Here is a 23,401-nt window from a genome sequence, read left to right on the forward strand (position 1 = left end):
CCCTGCTCGGATGCGCCCGGGTCGAGCCGGGCTGGGACGGACGGTGGGTCAGGCCCGGCTGTTCGTCGACGTACTCGTTCGTGCCGGAAGAATACCCCCCTAGGGTATCCAACACAATCGCACTCAGGGTATTCCCCGGTCGAGGCCTCGGAGTCGACCACCTGCCGGACCGATCGTGCTCTGTGAGGTCGTCGACGTCACCGACGAGGTGCACGACACTCCCTCGCGGGACGCACCTGGAAGAATGACGGCATCCCCCACAGAAAGCAGGTCCGTCGTGCCTCTGGTCTCCTCCCTCACTCACGGATGGACGCTCCGCGCCGTCGCCCCGGATGCCGGCACCCCCGCGGCCGCGCTGCCGGATTCGATCCCCGCGACCGTCCCCGGAACCGTGCACACCGACCTCCTCGCGGCCGGACTGATCGACGATCCGTACCTCGACCTGAACGAGCTGAAGGACGAGTGGATCGGTCACACACGCTGGGCGTACCGCACGACCATCGAGTGGGCGGATGCCGGTGAGGAGCGCACCGAGCTGGTCTTCGACGGCCTCGACACCGTCGCGACCGTGACGCTGAACGGCGAAGAGGTCGGGCGCACGTTCAACCAGCACCGCACCTACCGCTTCGACGTCACTGATCGACTGCACGCGGGAGCGAACGAGCTCGAAGTCGTCTTCGATTCCGCGTGGGAGTATGCGGAGGGCGTGATCGCCGAGCTCGGCGACCTGCCGAATGCGTACCCGACGCCGTTCGGGTTCATCCGCAAGATGGCCGCGAACTTCGGGTGGGACTGGGGACCCCAACTCGTCACGGCCGGCATCTGGAAGGACGCGCGGCTCGAGTCGTGGTCGGGCGCGCGGCTCGCCGAGGTGCGCCCCGTGCTCACCCTCGACGGCGACGAGGGCGTCGTGCGCGTGACCGCGCTGCTGGAGACGACGGATGCCGACGCCACGGGTCGCGTGATCACGGTCTCGATCGGCGGTCAGCAGGTCGAGGTGCCCGTCAGCGGTGAATCCGTCGACGCCGAGGTGCGCGTGCCGGATGCCGCCGTCTGGTGGCCGCGCGGCATGGGCGAGCAGCCGTTGTACGAGCTCGAGGTGTCGCTGCACGACGGCGAGACCGCCCGTGACTCCTGGACCCGCCGGGTCGGCTTCCGCACGGTCGAGCTCGACACGTCGGACGACGAGTCGGGCTCCAAGTTCACCTTCATCATCAACGGCATCCCGCTGTTCATCCGCGGCGCCAACTGGATCCCCGACGACTGCTTCCCCTCGCGTCTGACCGAGGAGCGCTATCGCGCCCGCATCGACCAGGCCATCGGCGCCAATCTCAACCTGCTGCGCGTGTGGGGCGGCGGCATCTATGAACGCGACGAGTTCTTCGACATCTGCGACGAGCTCGGGGTGCTGACCTGGCAGGATTTCCTCTTCGCGTGCGCCGCGTACCCCGAGGAGGAGCCGATCCGCAGCGAGGTCGTCGCCGAGGCGCACGACAACGTGCTGCGCCTCTCGACGCACCCGAGCCTGGTGCTCTGGAACGGCTGCAACGAGAACATCTGGGGCTGGTTCGACTGGAACTGGCAGGACGAGGTCGGCGACCGCACCTGGGGCCTCGGCTACTACACCGAGATCCTTCCCCCGATCGTCGCCGAGCTCGCCCCGATGACGCCCTACTGGCCGGGCAGCCCGTTCTCGGGGTCGATGGAGTTCCACCCGAACGACTTCGACCGCGGCAACGTGCACATCTGGGACGTCTGGAACCGCGTCGACTACACGACCTACGCCGACTACGAGCCGCGCTTCGTCTCGGAGTTCGGCTTCCAGGGGCCGCCGACGTGGTCGACGCTCACGCGCTCGATTCACGACCAGCCCCTCACGCCGGAGTCGCCCGGGATGCTGCTGCACCAGAAGGCTGCGGACGGCAACGAGAAGCTCGCCCGCGGCATGGAGCCGCACCTGCCCGAGCCGCAGTCGATGGAGGACTGGCACTACCTCACGCAGCTGAACCAGACGCGCGCCATCGTCTTCGCGATCGAGCGCTACCGCTCGCAGCGTCCGCACTGCATGGGCACGATCGTCTGGCAGCTCAACGACTGCTGGCCCGTGACGTCCTGGGCCGCGGTCGACGGCGACGGGCGCCGCAAGCCGCTCTGGCACGGCCTGCGCCGGTCGAACGCCGAGCGCATCGTCACCGTGCAGCCGATGCCCGACGGGACCCTGATGCTCGTCGCGGTCAACGACTCGATCGAGGACTGGACGGTGGCGGGCAGCATCCGTCGCCTCGCGTTCGACGGCACCGTGCTCGCCGAGCAGGCGGTCTCGCTCACGGTTCCCGCGCTGGACAGCGTGGGGGAGCCGCTCGATGCCGATGTGGCCACGCCCGACGACCCGCGACGCGAGGTCGTGCGCGTCGAGGTCTCGGGTGCGCGAGCGACGAGCCACGTGTTCGTCGAGGACAAGGAGCTCGCGCTGCAGGACGCGGTCCTTCGCGTCGAGGTCGGAGAATGGCGTGACGGTCAGCAGACGGTCGACATCGCGGCGGGGGAGTTCGTCCGCGGTCTCTGCCTGTTCCCCGATCGGCTGGTGGCCGAGGCGTGGACCGACGACGCCGACATCGACGTGATCCCCGGAGAGCCGATCCGGATCACCATCACCTCGCCGAAGCCGCTCGATGCGGAGGCGCTGGGGTCGTCCCCGGTGCTGCGCACCGTGAACGAGGTGGTGGCGGCGACCGCTCTCTGATCAGAGCGGCGGATCGAGCTTCTCCAGGGCGGCATCCATCTGCTCGGCCAGGTGGGCATACCCGACGTCGGACGGATGCAGCCCGTCGGACGCCATCCAGCTGTCCTCGGACCCGGCGTGGTGTCCGTCGAGCCAGTGGCTCGCGCCCGGGATCCGGTCGGCGTCGATGGCTGCGGCCGCTGCCTCGACCCAGCCGATGATGGTCTCGAGGGACTCGGGGCGCTCCTCGGTGTACCAGAACGGCTCGACGACCACGATCCGCGCCTCCGGCAGAGCATCGCGGATGCGGGTGAGGTCGTCGGTGATGGTGTCGCGGATCAGGTCGGCGCGCCGATCGAAGCTGAAGGTGTCGTTCAGGCCCATCGTCACGAAGACGATGTCGGGCTGCGCTTCGATGACGAGTTCGGGGAGGTCGTCCTCGTCGAAGTCCAGGCGGTGGTTGACGAAGCCGAGCCCGTTGACGCTCGGGTTGAACTCGCTCCACCCGCGGTCGGCGCTGATGATCGTCGACCAGCGCAGCGACGGATCGCTCGCGCCCGTGCCCAGTGTGTACGAGTCTCCGTAGAAGGCGACGAGCGGTCCGCTCCCGGAGGTCGGCGAGGCATCGGGTGTCGGCACGGGCACGGTGCTGCAGGCCGAGAGGCCCAGGGTGAGGGCGACGACGGATGCGAGCGATCGGAGACGGCGCATGCCTCTTGTTCGTCGCCGAGCGCTCGACGGATGGGACGTCAGGACAGCCAGCGGCGGCCCCGCACGAACGGCTGCGACTGCCACCAGGCACCGAGACCGATCATCGATCCGGCGCCGATCTCGGCGAGGAGCCAGCCGACGAGGATGTACACGAGGTGCTCGTCGACGATCGGGTTGTTCGAGAGGGGCAGCGCGCTGAGGTAGATGCCGCCCATCACGAGCGTGCCGCCGACGGCGGCGAGACGCAGGCACACGCCGGCGACGAGCGCGACGCCCACGGCGCCGAGGCCGAGCATGAACAGCACATCGACGACCGGGTTGCCGGCCATGGAACGGAAGACACCCGCGAGTGCACCCTCGGTGTGGCCCAGGTATCCGGCGCTCGGCGATTGCCCCGCCAGCACGGATCCCTCCGGCGGCGTGGCGACACCGAGGCCGAAGAGCTTGTCGATGAACGCCCACAGGTAGACGAATCCGAGCGCGATCCGGGTGAGGCCGCCGAAGACGCGTGCCGAAGGGGCGTCGAGCGCGGAGCGTGCGGGGGCGGCGTGGGCGATCTCAGAGCGAGTGGACATGTTCTTCCTCCGGTGGTGATGGCGTTGTGGTCGTGGGTCAGCGCGGGGCGACGGCGAGCAGGATGCCGGATGCTGCCGACAGCTCGATCCGGGAGATCTCGTCGAGCGGGGTCGAGGTCGCCGCGGAGAGCCCGGTCGTGCGGGGCCCGCCGTCGCTCTTCCAGGTCGCGACCACTGTGCGGATGCCGGTGGCGTCGACGACCGCGAGCTCGTAGTCCCGGTCGGCGTCGTCGTAGTCGTGGTCGGGCGCGATGCCGGGCGGGTAGGAGCACGACCAGTCGAGTCGCGTGCCCCACGGTTCCCCCGTGAGCGACAGGTCGGCGCGCACGCCGCTGTTCCCGACCGGGTCGAGGCGCACGGATTCTCCGACCGCGACGACCGCGGGAGTGCGGAGGCCCAGGGTGACGCCGTAGCCGGCCGCTCCGCCGAGGAGGATCAGTCCGACGGCGGCCGCGGCGAGCAGCATCCGGCTCTTCCGCCTCCCGTCGCGTACGCGATCGGCCAGCGCGGCGAACGAGGGGAGATCGGATGCCGCGGCATCCGCGGGCGCCGCCGCTCGGACGGCCGGCGCGGGGGCGGCGGCGAGCAGCGCGGGCAGGGGAGCGAGTTCGCTCACCGACTGCCGGCACGAACGGCATCCGGAGACGTGTCGTTCGAACTGCCGGCGCTCGGTCACGCTCAACGCTCCGAGCACGTACGCGGCATCCCACTCGGTGTACTCATCGTCGGTCATGACACGACGCCTCTCTCCTGCAGGGCGAGGCGGAGCGCCCGCATGCCGTAGTGCAGACGTGACTTCACGGTTCCGGCGGGGATGCCGAAGTCGTCAGCGAGCTGGGCGACGCTCTTGCCTCCGTGATAGGCGCCGCTGATGACGGCCTGGTGGTCGGCGGGAAGGGTCGACAGGGCCTCGGCGATGACCCAGCGCTCGAAGAGGCGGTCGGTGTCGTCGTCGTGCGCCCCCTCGGGGAGGGCTTCCACCACGACCTCCCGCCGCCGGCGGGCGCTGCGCAGATCGTCGGTGACGAGATTGCGCGCGACCCTGCACAGCCATGCCCGGATCACGGGCTCGGGCCTGGTCAGTATCTCGGGGTTCTGCCACGCGCGCAGGAGCGTCTCCTGAACGACGTCGTCGGCGAGGGCGGCGTCGTAGGGGAGCGAGATCACGAAGCCACGTAGCATTCCGGAATAACGGTCGTGAGCGGTTCGCAGCAGCCGATCGGCATCCGTCGGTGCTGGGAAGTCGTTCATCGGTGCGCGCGCACCTCGAGCCGTCTTTCCGCGGTTCTGCGAGTCATCGCGACCGTCCGCTTCCCCATGTCATCCCCCGTCTCCGGTGCGCGGAAACGCACCCTCCGAGGAAGAGACGATACGGGTGGGCGAAAGGTTCAGAGGGAATTCACGCGCAGCGTGAGCGACTGCTGGACCGTGCCGATCGGCCCGACGTCGTCGTGCAGCACGGTATGCGTGAGACCGTGACCGCGGGGCCCGAAGCTGACGGTGGTGTCGAAGCCGATCCAGTCGCTCACCGGGGCGCGGAACAGATGAGCGGTGAGGTCGACGTTCGGGAACGCCATCACGGTCGGTGCGATCAGCGGGGTGACGCCGTTCGCGATGTCGACCAGTCCCAGCATCCGCGCGGTGGTGCTGACCGCCGTGCCGGCGATCAGGGAGATCTTCGGCCGCATCCAGAATCGGGCGCGCCCCGGCCGTTCCTCATCCCGCCGGACGTCGACGGTCGTGACATACTCTCCCGGCCAGATCTCGGACGCATCCCACGGCGCCATGTCCGCGCGGGAGGGGATCGGCGACAGGGCGGATGCCGACACGTCCTCGGTGTCGGAGTCCGCGAGGAACCAGCCGCGGGCGATGACGGCCGCGCGGCCGTCCTGGCTGAGCACCGCCTCGGACAGTTCGATCGTGCGCCCGCGACGGATGACGTGCGTCCGCGTCTCGACCGCGTCGATGGCCAGCGTGCCGAGGATGTCGAAGGAGATGCGAGCGAGCGAGAGGGGGGAGCCATGACGCGCGCGGTGGTCGGTCTCGAGGACATGGGTGAGCAGCCCCAGTGCGGGAGCGATGTGCTGCTCCGCGGTGTTCCATGCGCCCTGCACCCCGGAGGTCGCGCGGAAGGTGATCGGATCGATCGGCTCGAAGTAGGCCGGAGTCACGAGGGGGGTTTCGACGGAGGTCATGGGTGGAGGAGCCTCTCGATGACGAGGAACAGACCGATGGCTATCATGGCGACGCCGGACACCCGACTGACGACACGCGCTGCGGTGGGCCGGGAGTGAAGTATCCGATTCGCACCGTACCCGACCGCCAGGTACATCGCCGCGCAGCTCACGATGTGGACTAACCCGAGGACGGTGATCTGCACCGCCAGGGGCCAGGGAGCATCGGCGTCGGTGAACGGCGGGAGCACCGCCAGGAAGAGCAGGAAAACCTTCGGGTTCAACCCGCTCACACCGAAGCCCTTGAGCCACCAGCGCCAGGCCGAGCCGGAAGCCGCATCGTCGCTGGGACGCACGACGGAGGGATGCCGCAGGGTGCTGATGCCGAGCCAGATGAGATAGAGGGAGCCGACGATCGTGAGCACGGTCAGGGCGCCCGGAATGCTCATCACGATCGCGCCGACACCGGCGGCCACGATCAGGGTGGCGACGAGGTGGCCGGTGAGCAGCCCGACAACGGCGGGCAGCACCCGGCGGTTCAGCCCCGCGGTGATGGCGTAGGCCCAGTCCGCTCCGGGGGTGATGACGAAGAGTGCGGAGACGCCCCAGAAGGCCAGCAGTGCGGCGAAACTCATGGGGAAAGGCTATTGGCGATGAGGGCGAAGGTGCTTCCAAATTCCTTCCCTGCGGGGGCTTATCGTGGAAGGATCATCGTATGGATGCCATCGATAGGAAGATTCTTTCCGAACTCCAGCGTGACGGCCGGCAGACCCTCACCGAACTCGCCGAGCGCGTGCAGCTGACGATGTCTCCCTGTCATCGTCGGCTGCGCGAACTCGAGCGCGACGGCGTGATCGTCGGCTACCGTGCCGACGTGGACCCGGCGTCGGTCGGTTTCGGCTTCCAGTCGCTCGTGTTCGTCACCATGCGGGAGTCCACCCGAGACGTCATCGCCACGTTCGAAGAAGCCGTTGCGGCGATCCCGTACATCCTCGATGCCGACAGGCTGTTCGGAGAGCCGGACTATCTCCTTCGCGTCGTCGCGCGGGATCTCGACCACTTCCAGCAGATCTACGACGAGCGGCTGAGCGCGCTTCCCGGGGTGCAGCGGCTGAACACGACAATGGTGATGCGCTCGGTCGTCGACGACCGCTCGCTCCCGCTGGACGGCTGACGCCGGCCGGTTTCCCCGACGTCGTCGGACTGATTCGTGACGAATCGGCGGGACCGCCCGTCTTACCTGTGAGCGAGGAAATCGCTCCCGGTCGAAGCCCCCCAGGGGCCGGTGGCCGGCACACAGATCGAGACAGGACCCGTCATGGCAAACCAGGACCAGAACACCGCCGCCCCCGCCGAGAAGCCCGCCACCTCCGCCTCACGCGTGGATCGGTCCTCGAGCTTCTCGACGTCCCGGATCCCCGCCGACGCGGATGCCGCAGGAAAGACGGTCATCGCCGACGGCGTGGTCGCCAAGGTCGCCGGCATCGCCGCTCGTGAGGTCCCCGGCGTGTTCGCGCTCGGTGGCGGCGGAGCGCGCGCCTTCGGTGCGATCCGCGACGTGATCAACGCGACCGACCTCGCCCAGGGCGTCAAGGTCGAGGTCGGCGAGACACAGGCCGCCGCAGACCTGACCATCGTCGTCGAGTACCCCGCCCCGATCCAGGAGGTCGCGAGCAACGTGCGGGCCGCCGTCGCCGGCGCCATCAGCCGACTCGTCGGCCTCGAGGTCGTCGAGGTCAACGTCGAGGTCAACGACGTGCACGTGCCCGGAACCGACAACCAGGAGAACGAGGAGTCGCGAGTCTCATGAGTCCCACCGTCACCGGCGCCCTGATCGGCGCTCTCCTCGCTCTCGCGGCGCTGCTGTTCGGGTTCTGGGGATTCCTCCTCATGGCCCTGTTCGCCGGCATCGGTGCGATCGTCGGCCGGATCGCCTCCGGCAAGATCGACGTCCGCGGACTCGCGGACGCCTTCACAGGGCGGCGCACCTCCTGATGCGCGTCGACCAGCACCTCGCCCCCGGTGGCGGTCCCGCGGGGGTCGCCACCGGAGGGGACGCCGTCCGAGGCCGCATCGACGTGAGAGAGCGCGTGTACCGCACGGTCACCGAGCAGGCGTCCGCGACCCTCATCGGCGTGCCCCGCGGTGACGTGAAGGTCGATGTCGCCGAACACCCCGCGGGGATCGCCGTCCGCATCGCGACGCCGCTCCCCGTGCCCGATCTCGACGACACCGCCGCGATCGCCGAAGGGATGCCCGTGCTCGACCGGGCACGTCATCTCCAGGAGCAGCTGCAGGAGCGGCTCTCGGGCATCCTCGGCCGTGAGGTGACGCGCATCACCCTCACCATCACCGGTGCCGCCATCCCCGAAAGGAGACGAGTGCGATGAGCACCCCGGTCCTGCGCCGCGTCGTCCGACGCGAGACGCACTCGCCGCGCACCGTCGCGACGTTCGTCGCCGTCATCCTGCTGATCCTGGCCCTCGCGTACATCGGGCTGGAGATCGTGCTGAGCCTCGCTGCCCAGCCCGCGCTCCTCCTCGGTCCCGCCGCCGCGGGCGGATGGCTGGTCGGACTTCCGACCGCTCAGCCCGCCGGAGCGGTGGTCGCGGGCAGCGTGATCCTCGCCCTCATCGGCGTGGTCTTCGTGTGGCTCGCCGTCGCCCCCGGGCGTCTGTCGAAGCACACCATCGACGCGGGCGACCGCGCGGTCGTCGTCGACAACGGCGTCATCGCGAGCGCCCTGGCTCAGCACCTGTCGGAGGAGACGGGCCTCGCTCGCGAGAACATCACCGTCGGCGTCGGCCACCGCAGCGTCGACGTGACCCTGCGCCCCGGCGCCGGCGTCCCGCTCGAGAAGAGCGCCGTGCAGTCGGCCGCCGAGGCGGAGCTGCAGACATACCGGCTGACCAGGAACGTTCGCACGCGGATCCGCATCGAGCGTCCGGACGAGAAGGAGGACTCGCTGTGAACGCCACGAATCGTGCACTCAACCGCACGCTGCTGCTGATCATCGGACTGCTGTTCCTCGCGCTCGGGGCGGTCGGCATCGCGATCATGAGCTGGCCCACTGCGGCCGACGTCTGGACGGCCGCCGGAGAGGACGCGCGCTCCTGGCTCGACCAGGCGATCGCGGCATCCGTCATCGCGGGCGGCTCCCTCTCGTGGGTCGCGGTCGCCGCGGTCGCCGCGGTCCTCGTCGTCGTCGTGCTGCTGATCCTCGCGCTCACGAGCATCGCGGGTCGCCGCTCGAAGACCGTCTTCCGCTCGTCGGGTGCGCAGAATCCGCTCGGTCGGGTCACCGTCACCGAGTCGTTCGTATCGGATGCCGTGAAGAACTCGCTGGCGTCACGCGACGAGATCCTGTCGTCCAGCGTCACGGCCAATGACATCAAGAGCCGGCCCGTGCTGCACGTGGCCGTCACGCCGCGGCAGAACACGGATCCCCGCGAGGTCGTCGATCACCTCGATCGTCTGCTCACCAACCTCGCCGCCCTGACCGGACGCGAGACGGAGACCTACGTCTCGATCCACACCGGTCTCCGCGCGCGTCTCGCGCACGATCAGCGTCGGCTCTCCTGAGTCGCCTCCACCCAGACTTATCGCCGGTCGCTGCGCGGCACGTCGATGAGGCGTCGGGGGATCATCCCGACGTCATGATCACCACAAGGAAAGGAGCCCCCCATGGGACTCGATGACAAGATCAAGAACGCCGCTCAGGACATCGCCGGCAAGGCGAAGGAGGCGATCGGCAACGCGACCGACAACGACAAGCTCGTCGCCGAGGGCAAGGCCGACCAGGCCAAGTCCGACGTCAAGCAGGCCGGCGAGAACATCAAGGACGCCTTCAAGAAGTGATCACGGCGACCTGAGTGCCGGGGTGGGCGGGGGAGACCCTGCCCACCCCGGCATTCTCCTGTCGGCCGTCGTTCTCTCAGCGGGTCACGTACGACAGTCCGTCGATCGTCAGGACGTCACCCGACGTCTTGACGATCTTGATCGTGTGCTCGCCCTTGCGCAGGTCGCCGCTCGTGAACAGCTCCTGACGGGTGAGCCGCGCATCGCCGTGCAGATCGATCGTGTCGACCAGCTCGCCGTCGATGTAGACCTCGGCGGTGCCCTGGTCGGGTCCGATCGCACCCGTGAGCGTGACCTTCGAACCGGTGAAGCCGAGCGAGACGGACGCGCCGTCGACGCTCGACCAGTGCACGTCGTCGCGGAGATCGCCGCGGAAGCGGAACTCCAACGCCGTGTCGCCGTCGGCGAACGAACCCATCAGTGCGGCACCGATGGCCACCTCGCGGCCGTCGACCGTGTAGTCGGCTCCCGCCACGAGGGCGGTGCCGTCTCGGAACACACCGAGCAGCTCGCCCGGGTCGCGCCCAAGTGTCACCACGGCATCCGCCGGCTCCGCGCGGTCGAACGCCACGTGGTCGACGTCGAGCACGCCCTCCTGGATGACGTCGAGCTTGTCGAGAAGCATGAACTGTCCGGACTTCTTCACCACCCGGAGAGTGTGACTGCCGTTCGGCAGATCGCGCACGCTGTAGACGACCTGCTGCACGCCGCGACCTTCGGCCAGGAACGTGTCGACCGTGTCGACGAGCTGGCCGTCGAGATAGACATCCGCCTCACCCTGCGAGGAGTGAGTCTCGGTCACCCAGTCGATGCCGGTGCCGACGAAGGAGTACTCGAACGACGATCCGTCGGCCTCGCTGTACTGCACGTCGTCCTGGTAGTCGCCCATGCCCCGACCGGCGCTTCGGCTCCAGGTGCCGCCGTACACGATGCCCGGGCCGTCGTTGTTGACGCTGACCACGTTCGATGCGCCGGTCTCGGGTGCCTCGCCGCCCTGCGCGGAGTCGAAGACCGACACCGTCAGCGCCTGCGAACGTGCCGGGACCTCATAGCCGCCGTTGCGGCCCCAATCGCCGTCGTAGAGCAGCCGCGCGTCGTCGTCGTTGAGGGTGATCGTGCTCTTCTTCGCGGGCGTGAAGGTGAACAGGCGCGTGCCGTGGATCGGCACGTCCTCGGCGACGAACTCGCCGGTTGCGCTGCCGAGGTTCTTCTTGCGCCACAGATCGCGGATCTTCGCAGAGCCGTCGATGCCGATGTCGGCGAACGGGATCGTGATGTCTGCGTCGGTGCGACCGAGGTTGAACACGGCCACGGTCACCGATCCGTCGGAATTCACCGCGTACCAGGTCTGTCGCTGCGTCGCCGTCGAGACCGGGTGTGCGGGACGCCCCGCCTGGTTCACCGCGATGACCTCGTCGTTGGTCAGCAGCTCCAGTCCGTACTCGTCGAGGTTCGTCATGTCGTTGCCGACATACATCGGCGCAGCTCCCACGGCCCAGAACGTCGCAGCGGTGCGGCGCTCGTCCTTGGTCAGGCCGTCCATCGAGCCGTTGCCGACGTTGAGCGAGTCGAAGTCGTTCCATCCCGTGCCGGGGCCGGCGTGCCGCCACCACTCGGCGGCCTTCGGGAACAGGCGCGAGATGTTGTCCCACGTGGTGAGCGCGTCGTTCTCGCAGTAGCACTCGACGTCCCAGTCGACGCGCCAACCGTTCGCATGCTCCTTCCAGTAGTCGGCGTAGCGGATGTCGAGGGCCCACGAGAGTTCGAACCAGATGTCGTTGCGCTCGAGCGCCTGCGACCAGGCCGCGACGTCGTCACGGGCGTCGATCGACAGGTCGCCGATCCCGGAGCCCGGGGTGACGCTGTCGAACTTGACGAAGTCGATGCCCCATTCGCCGAGCATGCCGGCGATCGAGTCGATGTAGGCCTGTCCGCAAGGGGTCGAGAAGTCGATGCGATGCCCGATGCCCCAGTAGTCGGCCTGCTGGAGGGGGCGCTTCACGACGTCGCCGGTCGTGCACTCGGGGGCGCCGGCGATCGGCAGCTCCGCCTCGTACACCTCGGCCGAGATGCCAGGGATGAAGTACAGCCCGATCTTCTGGCCGTTGGCGTGGACGTGGTCGATGACGGCCTGCAGACCATCGGGATAGAGAGTCGTGCTCGGTACCGGGCGGCCGTTCTCATCCACACCGCCGTTCCAGCCGGCGTCGATGTTGATGTACTCGTACCCGTGCTGCTGCAGCTTCTCGTGCATGGCGTCGGACTGCGCGATGATCTGGTCGGCGCTGATCCAGGCCTGGCCGTTCCCGGCGTAGACCTGCATGCTGTAGCTGCTCCAGCCCATGTACGGCCGCGAGCCCAGTGGCTCGTCAGTCGACGTGGTGGCGGCGACCGTCGTGGCGGCGGACGCCGCGGACGGTGCGGATGCCGCCGGAGTTTCGGCGGCCTGAGCCGAGGCCGTGCCCAGGCCGAGCGCCAGGGTGGCGGCGGCCAGAACGGCCGGCCATCGCAGCCTCGTGGTCGGGCGATCGTTGTGGATCATGTCTTCCTCTCATGGCGGTTCGACGGTGAACCCCGCGCGTCTTCGCGCAGCCCCCAGAAGGTTCGGCAGCGGCTACTCCGTCCAGCATCGGAGCCGCCGCAAATTACTTGACGTCGGTAATTAATCACGATTAGGCTCGTATTGCAAGCAGCCATCTCGTCAAGGAAGACCATGCCGCTCCCCACTCCCGAGTCCCGTTTTCGTCCCGCAGGAACGCTGCGCCTGGCGTGGAATCGCCCCGCATCGAACTGGAACGAGGCCACGCCGCTGGGCAACGGCCGCATCGGCGCGATGCTGTTCGGTGGCGCGTCCGGACGCTATGCGCTCAACGACGCGACCGTGTGGTCGGGCACGCCCGACGGGCCTGCCGACGCCCTGCGCGATGTGCTCGCCGCCGGTGCCGGGCCCGAGCGTCTCGCCCGCATCCGGGCCGCTCTCGACGAGGGTCGCACCCGCGAGGCCGAGGACCTGCTGATGGCCTTCGAGGGCCCGTACTCGCAGGAGTTCCTGCCGCTCGCCGACCTCGACGTTCGCATCGAGGATGCCGAGGCGGTCACGCCCGCCCGGGTGCTCGACCTCGACGATGCGGCGATAGCCGAGACGCTCACGATTCCCGGTGGTACCGTGCGGCGGCGGTCCTGGATCTCGGCGCCGGCCCGGGCTCTGATCGTGGAGATCACCGCGGATGCCCCGTTCACGGCATCCGTCGCTCTGCGCACGCCCCTGCACGATGCGGGGTCGGCTGTCCTGCCGGGCCTCGCCGGGATGACGCTCGACATCGTGGCGCCGATCGACGGCGCCCCGCTGCATGAGACGGCGGTCGACCCGCCCCTGACCTACGCCGGCGACGACTCCGAGGCGTTCGACGCCTTCGCGGCCGTCGCCGTCGCCTGGAGCACCGATGGACTCGCGGAGCGGACGCCCGAGGGTGTCACCCTCCGTGGAGCCCGTCGGCTGCTGATCGCCCTCTCCACATCGTCCCGCGCCGCGTCGTGGTGGGCCGGCAAGGACGAGGAGGGGCGGACCGTCTCGCGTGAGACGATCCGGAACCACGCCACGGAACAGGCGGATGCCGCGGTCCACCGCGGCGCATCGACGCTGTTCGAGGAGCACGTCGCCGATCGACGGCGCGCGACTCCGGCGAGGTTCGCGATCGGCGGCCGGCGGGAAGGCACGTGGGACGTCGACCGCGACATCCTGCACGGACCAGACCTGCCGCTCAAGGCCACCGTGATCGCGGAGTTCGGCGCCTACCTGCTCGCCTCCTGCTCGCGGAGCGGCGCCCCGGCGGCGAACCTGCAGGGCATCTGGAACGACGAGCTCCAGCCCGCCTGGTCCTCGAACTACACGATCAACATCAACACCGAGATGAACTACTGGGCCGCTCCCGTGCTCGGCATGGACGACGCGTTCGAGCCGCTGCTCGGCATGGTCGAGAAGCTCGCTCGCAACGGCGCCGACGTCGCCCGCGGCCTGTACGGCGCCCGCGGATGGGTCGGGCATCACAACTCCGACCTTTGGGGCTGGGCTCTGCCGGTCGGCGGGGGCCACGGTGCACCGAGCTGGGCGATCTGGATGATGGGTGGCGTCTGGCTCACGCACAGCCTGTGGGACGCGTACGAGTTCGGCGGCGACCGCGAACTGCTGCGCACCCGCATCTGGCCGCTGCTGCGCGGTGCCGCCGAGTTCGGTCTCGACTGGCTCGTGCCGGATGCCGAGGGGCGACTGCGCACGTCGCCGTCGACCTCTCCGGAGAACTCCTTCTTCGCCCCCGACGGCGAGGGGACCGCGGTCGGTCTCACGTCGGCATCCGATCTCCTGCTCCTGCAGAGCCTTTTCGAACGTGCGCGGACTGCGATCGACGTGCTGCAGATCGACGACGACGCGCTGCGCGCCGAGCTCGACGAGGCGCTCGCGCACCTCGCCCCGGTGATCGTCCGCGCCGACGGCCGGATCGGCGAATGGTCGGAGGATGTCGTCGAGGTCGAACCGCTCCACCGCCACATGACGCCGCTGATCGGCATCCACCCGCTCGATGTGACCACGCGCGAGCGCACGCCCGAGCTCTTCGACGCCGGCATCCGCCTGCTCGACGCCCGCGGTCCCGGCGCCATGGGCTGGTCCTGGGCGTGGAAGATCGCGCTGCGCGCGCGGATGCGAGACGGCGAGACCGCCGCGTCGCTGCTGGACGAGGCACTCACGGCGTTCGACGGCGATGCCATGCGGCACGGCCCGGTCGACGGTTCGGAGTGGGGCGGGCTGCTGCCGAACCTGTTCAGCACGCATCCGCCGTTCCAGATCGATGCGAACCTCGGGTTCCCGGCGTCGATCACCGAGCTGCTGGTGCAGAGCCATGGCGGCGTCGTGCGGCTGCTGCCCGCGCTCCCGTCGGAGTGGCGCGAGGGCGACGTGCAGGGCATCCGGGCGCGCACCGGCCTCGAGGTCGACCTGGCGTGGAGCGACGGGCGCCTGAGCGAGGCGCAGCTGCGCAACCGGCTCGACGAAGACCGCGACGTGGTGATCGAGCACGACGGCGTCCGAGTGTCGGTGACCATCGCTGCGGGCGGGGTGTTCGACGTGCCCGTGGGCGACCTCGCCGGCGCCGTGGTGGGAGGATCCGCCGATGCGCGGTGAGACGACGACCGTCGACATGCCGACGACCCAGACCGAGCCGAGCGACTTCGATGACTTCTGGGCCGAGACGCTCGCCGAGACCCGGCGCTTTCCGCTCGACGTCACGATCGAGCCGCGCGAGACGCGGCTGACGGTGATCGACGTGTTCGAGGTGACGTTCCGCGGATTCGGCGGGACGCGCATCCGCGCCTGGCTCCGCTTGCCCCACGGTGCGACGGAACCCCTGCCGGGACTCGTGCAGCTCTTCGGCTACGGCAACGGACGAGGTCACGCACTGCGCGACCTGCGCTGGGCCGCCGCCGGATACGCCCATCTCGTGGTGGACGCGCGTGGCCAGGGGCACGGAGACACCGACGACGACCACCCCGAGGGCGGACCGTCCGCCGGCGGCTTCCTCACCCGGGGTCTGCGCTCGCCGCGTGAGTACTACTACCGGCGGGTCTACGCCGACGCCGTCCGCGCCCTCGAGGCCCTGCGGTCGCTGGAGCCGGTCGATGCCGCGCGCGTCGGCGTCGTCGGGGCGAGCCAGGGCGGCGGCATCGCCCTCGCGATCGCCGGGCTGGTGCCGGATCTCGCGGTCGCGATCATCCAGGCGCCGTTCCTCTGCGAACTCAACCGCGCGGCCGACCTGAGCACCGAAGAGCCGTACGCGCTCCTCACGCAGTACTTCGCCGACCGACGCCTCGACACCGCGACGGCCCTTGACACCCTGCGCTACTTCGACGGGGTCAACCACGCCAAGCGCGCGACCGCCCCGGCGATCCTCAGCACCGGTCTGCGCGACGGCATCACGCCCCCGGCATCCGTCCTCCCCGCCTTCACGGCGTACGCCGGTGAGAAGCAGATCGTGCTCTGGCCCTACAACGGCCACGAGGCCGGCGGCGACCTCGACGAGGAGAACGCACTGGAGTTCGCGGCGACGCACCTGGCACCCGGGGGCTCGTCCTCCGCACGGCGGGCCTGAGGATTCGCTACCGTAGCCGATAACGACTGAGGAATTCGATGGACCACGACACCGCCGCACGCACCTCCCTGATACGCTCCGCCTCGGATGCCGGGTCGAAGGTGTTCGCGACGATCCTCACGCGCAGCCCGATCAGCCGCATCGACATCGCGCGGCACACCGGGCTCTCGCAGGCCGCCGTGACCAAGGCGGTCTCGCCGCTCGTCGCCGCCGGCCTCGTCGACGCGCCCCCGGCCGCGCACCGCGACGGGAATCCCGGACGCCCGGTCGCCCCCGTCTCGATCGTCTCCGAGGCGATGATCATGCTCGGCGTGAAGGTGAACGTCGACGAGATCATCGCCGTCGCGACCGACCTCGGCACCGCCGTGCTGGCGGTCGAGCGCCGGCGGCTCCCGCAGCACGATCCGGATGCCGTGCTCGAGGCGATCGTCGACGTCGTCGGCGTGCTCGAAGCCGCCCTCGGCGATCGCTCCGCCGCGATCGCCGGTCTCGGCGTCTCGGTCTCCGGCGATGTCGACACCCAGGCCGGAGTCGTGCGCGAATCGGCGATCATGGGCTGGCGGGACGAGCCGTTCGGCGCACGTCTGCAGGAGCGGCTCGGCAGGCCTGTGACCCTCGAGAACGACGTGCACGCGTTGACAGTCGGCGAGCACTGGTTCGGGGTCGGCCTCGGCACGGCGTCGTTCGCGATCGTCACGATCGGGCGCGGCATCGGCAGCGGTCTGCACCTGAACGGTCAGGTCGTCACGGGTGCGTACGGCGTCGCTGGCGAGATCGGCCATCTCCCGCTCGCCGACCCGCAGCGGATCTGCCCGTGCGGACGACAGGGCTGCGTCGAGGCCGTCGCATCGACCGCCGCGATCGAGGCCGCGGTGTCGGCCGCGCACGGTCGTCCCATCGCGATCGACGAGGCGGTCAAGCTCGCGCACAGCGGCGATCGGGCTGCCGAGGCCGCCTTCCAGGAGGCCTCCGCGATCATCGGAACCGCGATCGCGACGCTCGTGAACCTGACCGGACCGGAACTGGTCATCATCGGCGGCGAGGGAGTGTCCAACTTCGACCTGTACGACGCCACCCTGCGCAGCGCCTTCGATGCGCACGCGTTCGGGGCGGCCGCGCGTTGCCGCATCGTGGTGCGCCCGCACACCTTCGAGGACTGGGCCCGCGGCGCTGCCGCGGCCGCGATCCAGTCCCTCGTGCTCTGACGCGCAGCATCCGCAGCGTCCGGGGACCGAAGTCCCGGCATCCGTCCCGGACACAGAACTGCCCGGCGGGGTCATCCCGCCGGGCAGTCACCGCTCTCGTGATCAGAGCGCGTCGTACAGCTTCTGCTGCAGCTCGAGGTAGCGCTCGACGCCGAGACCGTTCAGGTCGTCGATGTAGGCCTGCCAGGCGCCGTCGTCGTCGATGTCGCGCTGACCGGTGGCGAACTCCGCCTGCGCCTGCGTGATGTAGGTCGCGATGTTCGTCTGGAGCTCGGCGATCTCCGCCGAGGTGTCGGGGTCGGGCCACAGCTTGCCGTCCGGGAACAGGAGGTCCTCGTCGGGTGCGAACGGCTCGTACAGCTGCGACGCCTCGAGCAGACGGCGCTCGTAGCCGTCGGGCGAGTAGACGTCCTCCGGCACGACCTGCGAGTTGCGGTACTCGAGCGAGTCCCAGTACTGGCCCATCGAGCGCCACGAGGCGTTCGACGTCTCGTCGTAGGTGAGCGGCTTGAAGGTCGGCTCCAGCTCGGGGTCGAGGGCGACGTCGCCGTCCTCGGCCGGGACCCAGGCGTCGCCTTCCGGCCCCATCGCGCCGAGCCGGTCGCCCTCGTCGGTGACCAGGTAGTCGATGAGCTTGATCGCCTTGATGCGCTCGTCCTCGGTCGACTTGTTCGTGAGGGCGAACATGCCGAGCGGGCTCACCTGCTCCCGGTAGGTGGCGTACTGGGTGCCGTCGGGGCCCTTCACCGGGGCGACCGCGTCGTAGTGCTTGTCGCGTCCGTCGGGCGAGTCCGCCGTGACGATCTCGTACGGGTGCAGCACGGCGGCGGCGCCGAGGATCTCGGCATCCGCATTGTCACCGAGCGCACGCAGCGCATCGCCGTTCTGCGTGAAGGATGCCGTGTCGATCAGCCCTTCCTCGGCGAGGGATGCGATGTACTGCAGTCCCGCGCGCCAGCCGTCGGACGTCGCCGAGAGCTGGACCTTGCCGTCGTCCATCACCATGGGCGGAGGGCTCGACGGGCTGCCGTAGGGCGCGTAGGCGAACGCGTTCATGAAGTAGTTGATCACCGGCTCGGATGCCGAGGCGCTGAGCGCGACCTCATCGGCCTGTCCGTTGCCGTTGGGGTCGTCGTTCTTGAACGCCCGCAGCACCTCACGGAGCTCTTCCGTGGTCGTCGGCTGCTCCAGGCCGAGCTTGTCGAGCCAGGTGGTGTTCATCCACAGCTTCGACGGGTAGGTGCAGTGGAAGCACTCGGTGAACTGCGTGATCGCGTAGATGTGCCCGTCGGGTGCGGTGACCGACTGCTCCCAGTCGGGCTTCTCCTCGAAGCGCTTCTTGAGGTTCGGCGCATACTCGTCGATGAGGTCCTCGAGCGGCACGAGCACGCCCTGCTGCCCGTACTTGAGCACCTCGCTGCGCGAGAAGGCGTCGACCCACGGCACGAGGAAGTACACGTCGGGGTAGTCGCCGCTCGCGAGCGAGACCTGTCGCTTCTCTCCCGCGACGCTGCCGTCGTAGGTCGTGGTCTGCCAGTCGAAGTCGATGTCGAACTTCTTCTCGACCAGCTGGGTGAACGCGTTGTCCTTGAGCGAACCGTTGTCGCCCTGCGGGCCGAACGCGACCAGCTGGCCGTTGTCGTCACTCGGCGACGTGCAGGCGGCCAGCGCCGCCGTCGCCAGGGCCAGCACGCCTGCGGCGGCCACCCCTCGGATGATGCTGTGTCTCATTGCCGGAATCTCCTTTGCCCGGTTAATGGGTGATGTGGTGGGTCTGTGCGGGGTCAGCCCTTGACGGCGCCGACCATGATGCCCTTGTTGAAGTACTTCGCGACGAACGGGTACGCCACGAGCATCGGGATGGTCGCGATCACGACCGTGGAGTAGCGGAGCAGATCGGCCAGCTCGCGTCGACGCAGCTGCTCGGCGACATCGCCGCCGCCGCCCGCATCGTTCAGGATGAGCAGGCCGCGCAGCACGAGCTGCAGCGGCTGCAGATCGGCGTCGCGCAGGTACAGCAGGGCGTCGAAGTAGGAGTTCCACTGCATGATCGCGTACATCAGGGCGATCACGGCGATCAGCGGCTTGGCGAGGGGGAGCACCACGGTCCAGAGGATGCGCAGTTCGCTCGCGCCGTCCAGCTGCGCGGCCTCGTAGACCTCGTCGGGAACGGCGGAGCGGAAGTAGACGATCGCGATGATGACCTGCCAGACGCCGATCGCGTTGGGCAGCAGCATCGACCAGCGGGTGTCGAGCAGTCCGAGCGACTGCACGACCAGGTACATCGGGATGACGCCGCCGCTGAACAGCATCGTGAAGACGACGCCGCCGGTGATGATCTTGCGTCCGACGAGCTGCATGCGCGACAGGGGATAGGCGATCGCGACGGTGCCGATCACGCTGATCGCGGTGCCGACCACGGTGTAGAAGATCGAGTTGCCGAAGCCGCGGAGGATCGCGGGGTTGCGCAGCGCTTCCTCGTAGCCGCGGAAGGTGATGTCGACGGGCCAGAACAGCACCCGCCCGGAGGACACGGCCTGTGGACTCGACAGCGAGCTCGCGACGATGTTGAGCAGGGGCAGCAGCACGACCAACAGGAAGACCGAGAGCAGGATGTAGGCCGCGACGATGAAGACGCGGTCGGCCCTGGTCTCCTTGACCTTGACGCCGCGGGCGAGCGGGTCGCGCCGGCGACGCGGCTTCTTGTTCTTCGCGACGACGATCTCCTCGGTGAGGAGGGCCTCGGTGTTGATCGTGGTCACCACAGTCCGTTTCCCGTCACTCGCTTGGAGACGCCGTTGACCACCAGCAGCAGCACGAGGCTGATCAGGGCGTTGAAGAGCCCGATCGTCGCTCCCAGACTGAAGTTCGCGTTCAGGATGCCGGTCTTGTAGACGTACGTCGGGATGATCTCGGATGTCGACAGATTGAGGGCGTTCTGCAGGAGGAAGGCCTTCTCGAACCCGATCGCCATGATGTTGCCGACCCCGAGGATGAGGATGATGGTCGCGGTCGGCAGGAGGGCGGGGATGTCGACGTTCCAGATCTTCTGCAGGCGCGATGCCCCGTCGATCTTCGCGGCCTCGTAGAGCGAGGTGTCGACCGAGGCGAGAGCGGCGAGGTAGATGACCGCCGAGTAGCCGGTCGTCGTCCAGATGTCGGTCGCGACGTAGATGTGGCGGAAGAAGTCGGCGTCGGCGAGCAGGTCGACCTGGCCCGCCCCGAAGAAGCTGAGGGTGCGGCCGAGGAGACCCACCCGCGGGGAGAGCAGCAGGATCGTCATCGACACGACCACGACGGTCGAGATGAAGTACGGGGCGTAGGTGACGAGCTGCACCGTGCGGGTGAAGAACCGCAGCCGCACCTCGTTGAGGGCCAGCGCGAGGATGATCGGCAGCGGGAAGCTCGCGATCAGGGTGTAGCCCGCGAGCAGGAAGGTGTTGCCGACGAGCCGCGGGAAGACCGGGTTGCGGAACAGGTTCGCGAAGTTGTCGAAGCCGACCCAGGTGCTGCCCCAGACGCCGTCGATCGGGTTGTAGTTCTTGAACGCGATCACCGCGTTGGCCATCGGCACGTACCGGAAGATGATGAACCAGATGATCGGGATCAGCAGCAGCAGGTACAGCTGCCAGTAGCGGCGCAGGCTCCGGACGAAGCGGGAGCGCCGTCGGGGAGCCGGGGCCGGCGTCTCCGCCGTCTCGGCGGAGAGGTCATGCTCGACACTGAGCGTCATGGCTACCTCTCGGGTGGATTACTTTACATCGTAATATAACTCTGCCTGGAGCCGAGCGCAACCCATCCAGGCGAGGCTCAGGCCTCGACGGCCTGGAGGTGCAGCAGCATCCCCTGGCTGGGGTTGAGCACGGGCAGCGGCAGGCCCTGCTCCAGCACCGCGCCGGTGCAGAGGAGGTCGTCGTCGGCGCGGAGCCAGGCCGGATCGTCGACCTCGTGTCGACTCGCGGCCCCGACCTCTTCGCGCACCCGCACCCGGTAGAGGGTGCGCGGATCGAGCCCGGGGATCGGCACGCGCGCCGTGTGCGCCACGCCGTTCGTCGCCGTGCGCACCCAGGCGAACAGCGCCTCGCGGCGATCGTGCCCGACGACGCCGTGCAGGATCGTGCCGTCGTCGACCGCGTCGGCGCGCACCGTGACGCCGGTGTGGATCAGGCCGCGCACCTCCTTGTACAGCGCGGCCCACGCGGCGATCGCCTGACGCTCGTCCGGCGATGCCTCGTCGATGTCCCATTCGATGCCGGCGTGGCCGAAGAGCGCGGTGACCGCGCGGAATGAGAACGACGCGTGGCGGTGCGTGGTGTGCGACTCGGTCGGTCCGACATGGGAGCCGATCAGCTCGGGGGGCAGCAGGGTCTGCGTCCAGCGCTGGATGCTCTGCCGCTCGATCGGGTCGTTGCAGTCCGACGCCCACACGCGATCGGTGCGCGCGAGGATGCCGAGGTCGACGCGACCGCCGCCGCTCGCGCACGACTCGATCTCGAGCTGCGGATGCCGTCGGCGCAGCTCGTCCAGCACGCGGTACACGCCCTGCGTGTGCGCCCGGACCCGGCGCTCGCCGCCGGCGCCGAGCGAGGCGTGCAGATCGCGGTTGTGGTCCCATTTCACGAAGTCGACGGCGGCGTCGGTGATGACCTCGTCGAGACGTTCGAGCACGTACGCGGCGACCTCGTCGCGGGAGAAGTCGAGCACGAACTGATGGCGGGACTCCAGCAGCCGCGATTCGCCGAGGAGCCAGTCCGGATGCGCACGGGCGAGGTCGGAGTCGGGGTTCACCATCTCGGGCTCGAACCAGAGGCCGAACTGCATGCCCAGCTCGTGCACCCTGTCGGACAGCGGTCGCAGACCCGCCGGCCAGACGTCCGCATCGATGAACCAGTCTCCGAGACCCGCGTGGTCGTCGCGGCGGGCGCGGAACCAGCCGTCGTCCAGGACGAACCGCTCGACGCCCAACTCGGCGGCCGAGGCGGCGAGAGCGGACAGCTTCTCGAGGTCGTGGTCGAAATAGACCGCCTCCCAGGTGTTCAGCAGCAGCGGGCGCGGCGAGAGCGGGTGGCCGGCGCGCGAGCGGATCGAGGCGTGCAGACGGGCGGTGACGCCGTCGATGCCCTCGTCGCTCCAGACGAACAGGGTGTCGGGTGATCGGTAGGTCTCGCCGGGTTCGAGGCGCACCTCTCCGGCGTCGACCAGCTCACCGGAGCCGAGGACCGAGCGGTGCACGCCGGCTCCCTCGGGGAGGCGCTCCACGATGGTCTCCTGGTTGCCGCTCCACGCGAGGTGCGTCGCCCAGATCTCCCCGTCGCGGAAGCGGAATCCCGGGGTGCCGACCAGGGTGAGCATCGACGCGTCATGACCGGGTCGGCCACGGCGCGACGAGCGCAGCCAAGTGCCGTCGTGGATCGTCGAGCGCTGCGGGAGGCGTTCGTTCGTCCAGCGACCCGAGAAGTCGAGCACCTCTGCGGCGCGGGCGGGCAGGGGGAGGAGCGCGCGAGCGGTGCGGATGTCGAGGGGCGTGTCGGCCGTGACGTTACGGATCTCGATCCCGGCGTGGAGGATGCCGGACGCGTCCAGCTCGTACGAGAACACGGCTTCGGCGAGCGAGGAGGCGTCGCGGAGCGTGAAGCGCACCCGCGATCCGTCGGCATCCGTGTCGATCAGCGCGAAGCCGTCGATCACGGCATCCCCGGCGTCCGCCTCGATCGCGGGTGTTCCGGACCAGCCGTGCGCGCGGCCGGCGGCGATCGAGAACGACCGCGGGATGTCGATCGAGGCGTTCATCACCGCGGGGGTCGCGGTGGCGAGCAGGCCGGCGACGTCGGTGTCGTCGAGCGCCCGACCCCAGTGCACGAGTGCCGGCGCTCCGAACGCGTCCGTCGCGAACACCGCGCTGACGCCTCCGCGACGGAGGTGCGCGATGGCGGGATTCCCGACCGCATCGATGCGGGGGAGGCTGATACTTGACGTCATGAATTAATCATCCGGGTTCGCCGGACGCACCGCAACC

22 protein-coding genes are annotated in these 23,401 nt (G+C 69.1%); 11 read left to right on the forward strand and 11 right to left on the reverse strand.

What is annotated here, in order from left to right; all coding sequences use genetic code 11:
- The first annotated feature begins 277 nt into the window (after positions 1-277).
- Positions 278-2,743, forward strand: coding sequence for a glycosyl hydrolase 2 galactose-binding domain-containing protein (locus LBN7_RS11090; RefSeq protein WP_341947196.1), 2,466 nt, complete (start codon positions 278-280; stop codon positions 2,741-2,743).
- Here LBN7_RS11090 and LBN7_RS11095 read toward each other — a convergent pair whose 3' ends face one another.
- The 6 genes from LBN7_RS11095 to LBN7_RS11120 all read right to left on the reverse strand — a co-directional run bounded on the left by LBN7_RS11095 (position 2,744) and on the right by LBN7_RS11120 (position 6,817).
- Positions 2,744-3,433 carry an SGNH/GDSL hydrolase family protein gene (locus LBN7_RS11095; RefSeq protein WP_341947197.1) on the reverse strand — a complete coding sequence of 230 codons (690 nt, stop codon included), beginning with the start codon at positions 3,431-3,433 and terminating at the stop codon, positions 2,744-2,746.
- Positions 3,434-3,471: 38 nt separating this feature from the next.
- Positions 3,472-4,008, reverse strand: coding sequence for a hypothetical protein (locus tag LBN7_RS11100; protein ID WP_341947198.1), 537 nt, complete (start codon positions 4,006-4,008; stop codon positions 3,472-3,474).
- Between the two features lie 37 nt (positions 4,009-4,045).
- Positions 4,046-4,741, reverse strand: coding sequence for a zf-HC2 domain-containing protein (locus LBN7_RS11105; protein ID WP_341947199.1), 696 nt, complete (start codon positions 4,739-4,741; stop codon positions 4,046-4,048).
- Positions 4,738-5,259: a sigma-70 family RNA polymerase sigma factor gene (locus LBN7_RS11110; protein ID WP_116633626.1), complete on the reverse strand. Its 522-nt coding sequence runs from the start codon at positions 5,257-5,259 to the stop codon at positions 4,738-4,740. Before LBN7_RS11110 ends, LBN7_RS11105 begins: the two co-directional genes overlap by 4 nt.
- A gap of 137 nt (positions 5,260-5,396) precedes the next feature.
- Complete coding sequence (locus LBN7_RS11115; RefSeq protein ID WP_116633627.1) at positions 5,397-6,203, reverse strand: thioesterase family protein; 807 nt, start codon at positions 6,201-6,203, stop codon at positions 5,397-5,399.
- Positions 6,200-6,817, reverse strand: coding sequence for a LysE family translocator (locus tag LBN7_RS11120; RefSeq protein ID WP_116633628.1), 618 nt, complete (start codon positions 6,815-6,817; stop codon positions 6,200-6,202). Before LBN7_RS11120 ends, LBN7_RS11115 begins: the two co-directional genes overlap by 4 nt.
- An 80-nt stretch (positions 6,818-6,897) precedes the next feature.
- Between LBN7_RS11120 and LBN7_RS11125 the strand changes: the two genes are divergently transcribed.
- The 7 genes from LBN7_RS11125 (at position 6,898) to LBN7_RS11155 (ending at position 10,040) form a co-directional block, all read left to right on the forward strand.
- Positions 6,898-7,356, forward strand: a complete 459-nt coding sequence (locus LBN7_RS11125) for an Lrp/AsnC family transcriptional regulator (protein WP_341947200.1) — start codon at positions 6,898-6,900, stop codon at positions 7,354-7,356.
- A 144-nt stretch (positions 7,357-7,500) separates the two neighbouring features.
- Positions 7,501-7,992, forward strand: a complete 492-nt coding sequence (locus tag LBN7_RS11130; protein WP_341947201.1) for an Asp23/Gls24 family envelope stress response protein — start codon at positions 7,501-7,503, stop codon at positions 7,990-7,992.
- Positions 7,989-8,177 (forward strand): DUF2273 domain-containing protein, encoded by a 189-nt coding sequence (locus LBN7_RS11135; RefSeq protein WP_116633630.1) that lies wholly within the window; start codon positions 7,989-7,991, stop codon positions 8,175-8,177. The genes LBN7_RS11130 and LBN7_RS11135 overlap by 4 nt, the downstream gene beginning before the upstream one ends.
- The gene (locus LBN7_RS11140) at positions 8,177-8,572 is read left to right on the forward strand and encodes a hypothetical protein (protein ID WP_341947202.1); all 396 of its coding nucleotides are present in this window, start codon (positions 8,177-8,179) and stop codon (positions 8,570-8,572) included. The genes LBN7_RS11135 and LBN7_RS11140 overlap by 1 nt, the downstream gene beginning before the upstream one ends.
- On the forward strand, positions 8,569-9,153 hold the full coding sequence (locus LBN7_RS11145; RefSeq protein ID WP_341947203.1) for a DNA/RNA endonuclease G: 585 nt from the start codon (positions 8,569-8,571) through the stop codon (positions 9,151-9,153). Before LBN7_RS11140 ends, LBN7_RS11145 begins: the two co-directional genes overlap by 4 nt.
- Complete coding sequence (locus tag LBN7_RS11150; RefSeq protein WP_407359648.1) at positions 9,150-9,764, forward strand: hypothetical protein; 615 nt, start codon at positions 9,150-9,152, stop codon at positions 9,762-9,764. The genes LBN7_RS11145 and LBN7_RS11150 overlap by 4 nt, the downstream gene beginning before the upstream one ends.
- Positions 9,765-9,866: 102 nt before the next feature.
- Complete coding sequence (locus LBN7_RS11155) at positions 9,867-10,040, forward strand: CsbD family protein (protein WP_116633633.1); 174 nt, start codon at positions 9,867-9,869, stop codon at positions 10,038-10,040.
- 76 nt (positions 10,041-10,116) lie between these two features.
- On the opposite strand, the gene LBN7_RS11160 is transcribed toward LBN7_RS11155, so the two are convergent.
- Entirely contained in the window at positions 10,117-12,582 is a 2,466-nt protein-coding gene (locus LBN7_RS11160) for a X2-like carbohydrate binding domain-containing protein (protein ID WP_341947205.1), read from the reverse strand.
- Between the two features lie 171 nt (positions 12,583-12,753).
- Between LBN7_RS11160 and LBN7_RS11165 the strand changes: the two genes are divergently transcribed.
- The 3 genes from LBN7_RS11165 to LBN7_RS11175 are packed head-to-tail and all read left to right on the forward strand — an operon-like array spanning position 12,754 to position 17,385.
- Positions 12,754-15,216, forward strand: coding sequence for a glycosyl hydrolase family 95 catalytic domain-containing protein (locus LBN7_RS11165; RefSeq protein ID WP_407359649.1), 2,463 nt, complete (start codon positions 12,754-12,756; stop codon positions 15,214-15,216).
- Entirely contained in the window at positions 15,206-16,180 is a 975-nt protein-coding gene (locus tag LBN7_RS11170; protein ID WP_407359650.1) for an acetylxylan esterase, read from the forward strand. Before LBN7_RS11165 ends, LBN7_RS11170 begins: the two co-directional genes overlap by 11 nt.
- A gap of 38 nt (positions 16,181-16,218) precedes the next feature.
- On the forward strand, positions 16,219-17,385 hold the full coding sequence (locus tag LBN7_RS11175) for an ROK family protein (RefSeq protein WP_407359651.1): 1,167 nt from the start codon (positions 16,219-16,221) through the stop codon (positions 17,383-17,385).
- A gap of 102 nt (positions 17,386-17,487) precedes the next feature.
- On the opposite strand, the gene LBN7_RS11180 is transcribed toward LBN7_RS11175, so the two are convergent.
- From LBN7_RS11180 to LBN7_RS11195, 4 genes are all read right to left on the reverse strand, one after another.
- Positions 17,488-19,116, reverse strand: a complete 1,629-nt coding sequence (locus LBN7_RS11180) for an ABC transporter substrate-binding protein (RefSeq protein ID WP_407359652.1) — start codon at positions 19,114-19,116, stop codon at positions 17,488-17,490.
- Positions 19,117-19,169: 53 nt separating this feature from the next.
- Entirely contained in the window at positions 19,170-20,147 is a 978-nt protein-coding gene (locus LBN7_RS11185) for a carbohydrate ABC transporter permease (protein ID WP_407359653.1), read from the reverse strand.
- Entirely contained in the window at positions 20,144-21,118 is a 975-nt protein-coding gene (locus tag LBN7_RS11190; protein WP_407359654.1) for an ABC transporter permease, read from the reverse strand. Before LBN7_RS11190 ends, LBN7_RS11185 begins: the two co-directional genes overlap by 4 nt.
- A gap of 77 nt (positions 21,119-21,195) precedes the next feature.
- Complete coding sequence (locus LBN7_RS11195; RefSeq protein WP_407359655.1) at positions 21,196-23,364, reverse strand: alpha-galactosidase; 2,169 nt, start codon at positions 23,362-23,364, stop codon at positions 21,196-21,198.
- Between the last annotated feature and the right edge of the window lie 37 nt (positions 23,365-23,401).

Origin of the sequence: Microbacterium sp. LBN7 (genome assembly GCF_045690345.1) — a bacterium.
GTDB lineage: Bacteria > Actinomycetota > Actinomycetes > Actinomycetales > Microbacteriaceae > Microbacterium.